Genomic DNA, 5682 nt, shown 5'->3' with positions numbered 1-5682 from the left:
AGCCCCTTCCGGGTAGAGAAATTTGACGATGCTGATGGTAAACGTCGTCCTTGCCATCGATGCGGTTCCACTACCAGCTTTTTAGATGAGTTTCTGGATGACCAGGGTAATTGTCTTTATCAGTGTTCTGATAGTGACTACTGCAACACAATGTTGATGTCAGCACAGGGAGATAGTCATGCAGCCAATTCTTGAAGTACGGGAACTGAGCCAAATTTATGGTGCTGGTTGTCCGGCTTGTTTTACCAGTACTGGTGCCCAAGCTAATACTAATATTTGTCCCCATTGCGGCACTGTGGTAGCCATGCAACAAGTCTCTTTTGAGTTATATCCAGGGGAAATTTTAGGGATTATGGGGGAATCTGGTAGCGGTAAATCTACTCTGATTAAATGTCTTTATTTTGACCAAGTACCCACTAGCGGTCAGGCTATATTTTGGGACAAAGGCAAGCCCCAGGACTTATTTCAACTCAACCCTGCTCAACAGCGATGGCTGGGGAATCACCGCTTTGGCATGGTATATCAAAATCCCCACTCTGGGTTAAATTTTCGAGTTTCGGCGGGGGGTAATATTGCTGAAAGGTTGTTGATGTCGGACATACTCAACTATGGGGTAATTCGCAATCGCGCCCGTAATCTCCTCAATCGCACGGAAGTATTACCAGAACGCATGGATGAACTACCGTCAAACTTTTCTGGGGGAATGCAGCAGCGAGTGCAAATTGCCCGTGCTTTAGCAACCGATCCCCCTCTCTTGTTTTTAGATGAGGTGACAACAGGTTTGGATTTATCTGTGCAAGCAAAAATTCTCGATTTAATTCTAGAAATCCAACAACAGCTTAGGGTTGCAATGATAGTTGTCACCCACGATTTGGGGGTAATTCGGCTCTTGGCATCGCGGACATTGGTAATGAAATATGGACAAGTGGTGGAAATAGGATTAACTGATCAAGTTTTAGAAGATCCCCAACATACCTATACTCAGCAGTTAGTGTCATCAGCCCTTTAAAGAACCATGTTCGATTCAAAAGCTCAACAAATACCTATTTCATCAACTAAAGATGATTCTTCCCTAGACTTGATTTTGCGGGTGCGGGGACTGACAAAAAACTTTACCCTGCATGAACAAAGTAAGGTTTTACCTGGTGTCCAATCGATTTCCTTTACCGTAAGGACGGGAAAATTAACCGCCTTAACAGGATCTTCGGGAGCCGGGAAATCCAGCTTACTGAAATGTATTTACCGCACCTATTTACCCCAGTCTGGGGAGATTAATTACTACACAACAGAGGGAACCTGGATCGATATTGCAAATGCCAAAGAATATGAAATCCTCAATTTACGGCGCAAAGAAATCAGTTTTGTTACCCAATTTCTCCATTGTTTACCCCGTCAAACAACCTTGGATGTGGTAGCCAAACCTCTGTTTGATTTGGGATGTAATCGCACAGAAGCAAGGGATAAAGCAGCGATATTGTTACAAAAAATGCAGCTACCGGAAAGATTGTGGAAAATTTCTCCAGCGACTTTTTCGGGAGGGGAAAAACAACGAGTTAATTTAGCTCGGGGAATGGTGTCGAATCCCCGTTTGCTCTTACTTGATGAACCAACGGCTAGCTTAGATGCAGATACCAGTCTGTTAGTTATGGAGTTAATTAAAAGCGTTAAACAGATAGGTACTGGGATATTGGCAGTTTTTCACGATCCAGATTTAATTGCAGCCCTCGCTGATGATGTGGTGATAGTTCAAGCAAGTTAATTTTTGCATTTATTTAACTAATAACTAATATGAAAACTTATCTTACCCATGCTTGTTTAGTTACAGCTAACACAGTTGTTGATGACGCTTCTGTGTTAATTGAAGACGGACATATTGTTGCCATCAATCCCGAATCTACTAAAAATGTTGAGTCTATTTCCTTAAATGGTCAATATTTACTACCTGGGTTAGTAGATTTACATTGCGATGCCATTGAAAAAGAAATTGAACCCCGTCCCCATGCTTTTTTTCCTACGGAATTTGCGATCGCTCAAATAGATCGCCAAAATGCTTCTGTAGGAATTACCACACCCTTCCATGCCATTTCCTTTGCCCATGAAGAGTTTGGCGTTCGCAACAACGAAAAAGCGGCTCAAATTGTGCGTTCCCTCCATGATTACCAGCCCCAAGCATTGGTCAATAATCGAGTCCATTGTCGCTACGAAATTACCGACCCTACAGGGTTACCAATTCTACTCAATTTGTTGCAAGAAGATGCAATTCACTTAATTTCCCTCATGGACCATACCCCAGGACAGGGACAATTTAAAGATATGCAAGCATACCATAATTATTTGTCCCGCACATATAACAAATCTGCTGCGGAAGTGTCAGCACTAGCCATTAAAAAAATTGACCAAGGAGCAGATGCCCTGGAACGGGTGAAAACCTTAATTTCCCAGGCTTTATCCCTGGGGGTACAAATTGCCAGTCATGATGATGATACCCCCGACAGAATTGCTAGTATGCAAGCATTGGGAGTACATCTGAGTGAATTTCCCATCAATCTGGAAACAGCCCAAGCAGCCCAAAAAGCCGGACTCCAAACCATATTTGGTGCCCCCAATTTACTCCGGGGACAAAGTCAGAGTGGTTCCATCAAAGCAATAGATGCAATTAAGCATCAAGTCGGGGATATTCTTTGTGGCGATTACTCACCCGCAAGCTTACTCGCAGCAGCATTTCGCATTCCTGAGTTAGTTGGTTGGTCATTACCAGATGCCATCGCCCTTGTGACGTATAATCCAGCACAGGCTGTAAATCTAAGCGATCGCGGTGAAATTACTCCGGGCAAACGGGCTGATTTGATTGCTGTACGGTGTTCCCATGGCTTTCCTCAAGTAACAACTACTTGGGTTGAAGGGCGAATTGTTTACCAATGTCATTACCCAATATGAACCCAATAAAACTGGAAGCTGGGAATTGTGATGATTCCCGATGATGCAACTATCCCAGAAATCGTCACATTAATAAAAAGCAAAAGTTGGATCTTAATAGACATGACAAAACTATTTTTGAATACTTTGAAACTTAGCCCTGTAGTTTTAGCAGCGACCTTTGGAATGACAAACACTGTCGCGATCGCTGGAGAAGTAACTTCAGTATCTCAACTGTCCCAGGAATCTTTTCAAGATATAGGTCAGGTTACTTCTGTGTCCCAGTTCTCTGACGTACAGCCTACAGACTGGGCATTCCAAGCATTACAATCCTTGGTTGAGCGTTATGGTTGTATTGCTGGTTATCCTAACGGTACATATCGTGGAAATCGTGCCTTAACCCGTTATGAGTTTGCTGCTGGTTTAAATGCTTGTTTGGATCGAGTTAACGAGCTAATCGCCACAGCTACAGCTGACTTGGTAACTAAAGACGACTTAGCTACCTTACAAAGATTGCAAGAAGAATTTTCCGCTGAATTAGCAACCTTGCGCGGTCGGGTAGATTCCTTAGAAGCGCGTACTGCTGAATTGGAAGCAAACCAGTTTTCCACCACTACTAAGTTGAAAGGGGAAGCAATCTTTGCTTTGTCTAGTGCGTTTGGTGATAATGCAGCCGATCAAGACAACAACGAGAACAATAACCCCGACTTAGAGGATAACGTAACCTTCTCCAATCGGGTACGGTTGAACTTGTTAACCAGCTTTACTGGAGAAGATAAATTACAAATCCGTTTGTTCGCAGCTAACATTACAAGATTTAGACGTAATGTAACTGGCACTAACATGACCCGCTTGGGCTTTGATAGTGATAATGGTAACAATGTTCAATTAGATAAACTCAACTATGCTTTTAGCTTAGGCGATAAAGTACGGGTAAAAATTGACGCACTTGGTGCTAATTTATACGAGAATGTTAACGCTTTCAACCCCTTGTTTAAGAGCAGTGGTACAGGTGCTTTGTCTCGTTACGGACGTTTTAGCCCCATCTACCGTCAATCATCTGGTGGTTCAGGTATCACTATCAATTTCAATCCCAAGGGTAAATTCACCTTTGATGCTGCTTACTATGCAACCGAAGCAAATAACCCTGCTGATGGACAAGGTTTATTCAATGGTGCAAACACAGCCTTCGGTCAGATACAATTCAAGCCCACTGATAAATTAGGCGTTGGCTTTGCTTATGCTCGTACTTACCAGAACGGTGCTAGTGGTATTAACCTACTAAGCAGCACAGGTAGTGCCTTAGCTTCTAATCCTTTTGGTCCCAATACAGCAGCTAGATCGGATAACTACGGTATCCAAGCTTCTTTCCGAGCTACTGACAAGATTGTTGTTAGTGGTTGGGCTGGTTTAACCAATGCTGAAGCTCTATCTGGCCCTAATGATGGTGCAAATGCTGATATCTTCTACTGGGCTGCTAACGTAGGTATCAAAGATATCGGTGGAGAAGGCAATGTATTGGGTATAATTGCCGGTCAATCACCCAAAGTAACCGATAACTCCATTGCTGCTAACGAAAATGATGATACTTCTTTCCACTTAGAAGGTTTGTATAAAATGCAGATCACCGATAACATTCAAGTTACCCCTGGTTTGATCGTAATCTTTAATCCCGAGCACAACAACAACAACGATACTATTTACGTAGGTACTGTTCGTACAACTTTTAAGTTCTAAAATCTACAATTCTTAGACTGTAAAAAGCCTGTCCATAGGACGGGTTTTTTATTTAAACCATATGTGACTGACCAAAGAGGCAGTGGAGACACGGGGACACGGAGACGCGGGGACGCGGTGATGGGGAGATTATGGTTGATGCAAATGCTAAAATTATGCCGCAATTATGTAACACAAAACTGGGAATTGCCATGATTCCCGATGATGCAACGATCCAAGAAATCATCACATTACAGCAGCAAGTTGCTGCTGTTTGCCCATTACAACCAATTTTGGGCAAGGATACTAATTTGCCTCACATGACTCTACTACAGGGGCGATTTAATGATTTGGCTCAGGTGTATCGGTCAATATATGACTTAAGAAATTACTTGCAACAGACATACCTGCAACAGCCAGAAGTTTTTACTTTTCATTGGCTTAAATGTGTTTATAAACCTCCTGGTTGGTATTTTCTCCAACCGAATCCCAATACTATTGGACATCAGGCACACCAATTTTGTTTTCACGCTCTCAAAGATACCATGGTACTTAAGATCAGCGAACACCAAAAAGATATGTCTGGGTATACCGCCTCAGAAATTCTGAATTATCAAAAGTATGGCTATAGATATATTGGACAAGATTTTTACCCACATTTTACCTTGGGGCAAACTGGAGATTGCCTAACTTCCATCGCCTTAGATAAATGGATACAATCAATCCCAACCCAACAGTTAAATATTAGCGGCAGATTTGTCAGACTTACCCTATATCGAGTTGGTAGCCATGGTAGCCATAGCGAAAGCGTAATAGACTTAAAAATTGACATCTAATGTAGCAAGATAATATGGGAACTGGACTAATTGTTTCCTTTGCTGATGACAACCAACGAGAGTCCCAAAACTCCTATATATCGCCAAATTGCCTATCAGTTGATTGGTGAGATTCAAAGCGGTGTGTATCAACCAGGCGATCGCCTCCCTTCCGAACATCAACTTGCTACTCAGTATCAAGTCCATCGCCTTACCATTCGCCACGCCTTGAACC

At 42.5% G+C, this 5682-nt stretch carries 7 protein-coding genes; all 7 read left to right on the top strand.

What is annotated here, in order from left to right; all coding sequences use genetic code 11:
* Positions 1-195: alpha-D-ribose 1-methylphosphonate 5-phosphate C-P-lyase PhnJ (locus CALSC_RS10375; protein ID WP_200817611.1), on the top strand; the 195-nt coding region annotated here is incomplete at its 5' end.
* Positions 179-1009, top strand: coding sequence for an ATP-binding cassette domain-containing protein (locus CALSC_RS10370; RefSeq protein WP_088241276.1), 831 nt, complete (start codon positions 179-181; stop codon positions 1007-1009). The genes CALSC_RS10375 and CALSC_RS10370, both read left to right, overlap by 17 nt.
* A 6-nt stretch (positions 1010-1015) precedes the next feature.
* Entirely contained in the window at positions 1016-1759 is a 744-nt protein-coding gene (gene phnL, locus CALSC_RS10365) for a phosphonate C-P lyase system protein PhnL (protein ID WP_088241275.1), read from the top strand.
* A gap of 29 nt (positions 1760-1788) precedes the next feature.
* Positions 1789-2937, top strand: coding sequence for an alpha-D-ribose 1-methylphosphonate 5-triphosphate diphosphatase (locus CALSC_RS10360; RefSeq protein ID WP_088241274.1), 1149 nt, complete (start codon positions 1789-1791; stop codon positions 2935-2937).
* Between the two features lie 102 nt (positions 2938-3039).
* On the top strand, positions 3040-4653 hold the full coding sequence (locus tag CALSC_RS10355) for an iron uptake porin (RefSeq protein WP_088241277.1): 1614 nt from the start codon (positions 3040-3042) through the stop codon (positions 4651-4653).
* Between the two features lie 131 nt (positions 4654-4784).
* On the top strand, positions 4785-5468 hold the full coding sequence (locus CALSC_RS10350) for a hypothetical protein (RefSeq protein WP_088241273.1): 684 nt from the start codon (positions 4785-4787) through the stop codon (positions 5466-5468).
* Positions 5469-5513: 45 nt separating this feature from the next.
* The coding region (locus tag CALSC_RS28170) for a GntR family transcriptional regulator (protein WP_143288214.1) at positions 5514-5682 on the top strand (169 nt) is incomplete at its 3' end.

It is taken from the genome of Calothrix rhizosoleniae SC01 (assembly GCF_900185595.1).
Taxonomy (GTDB): domain Bacteria; phylum Cyanobacteriota; class Cyanobacteriia; order Cyanobacteriales; family Nostocaceae; genus Calothrix_A; species Calothrix_A rhizosoleniae.
Note: the sequence above shows the minus strand (reverse complement) of the source record. Positions and strands in the feature narration are given on the sequence as shown.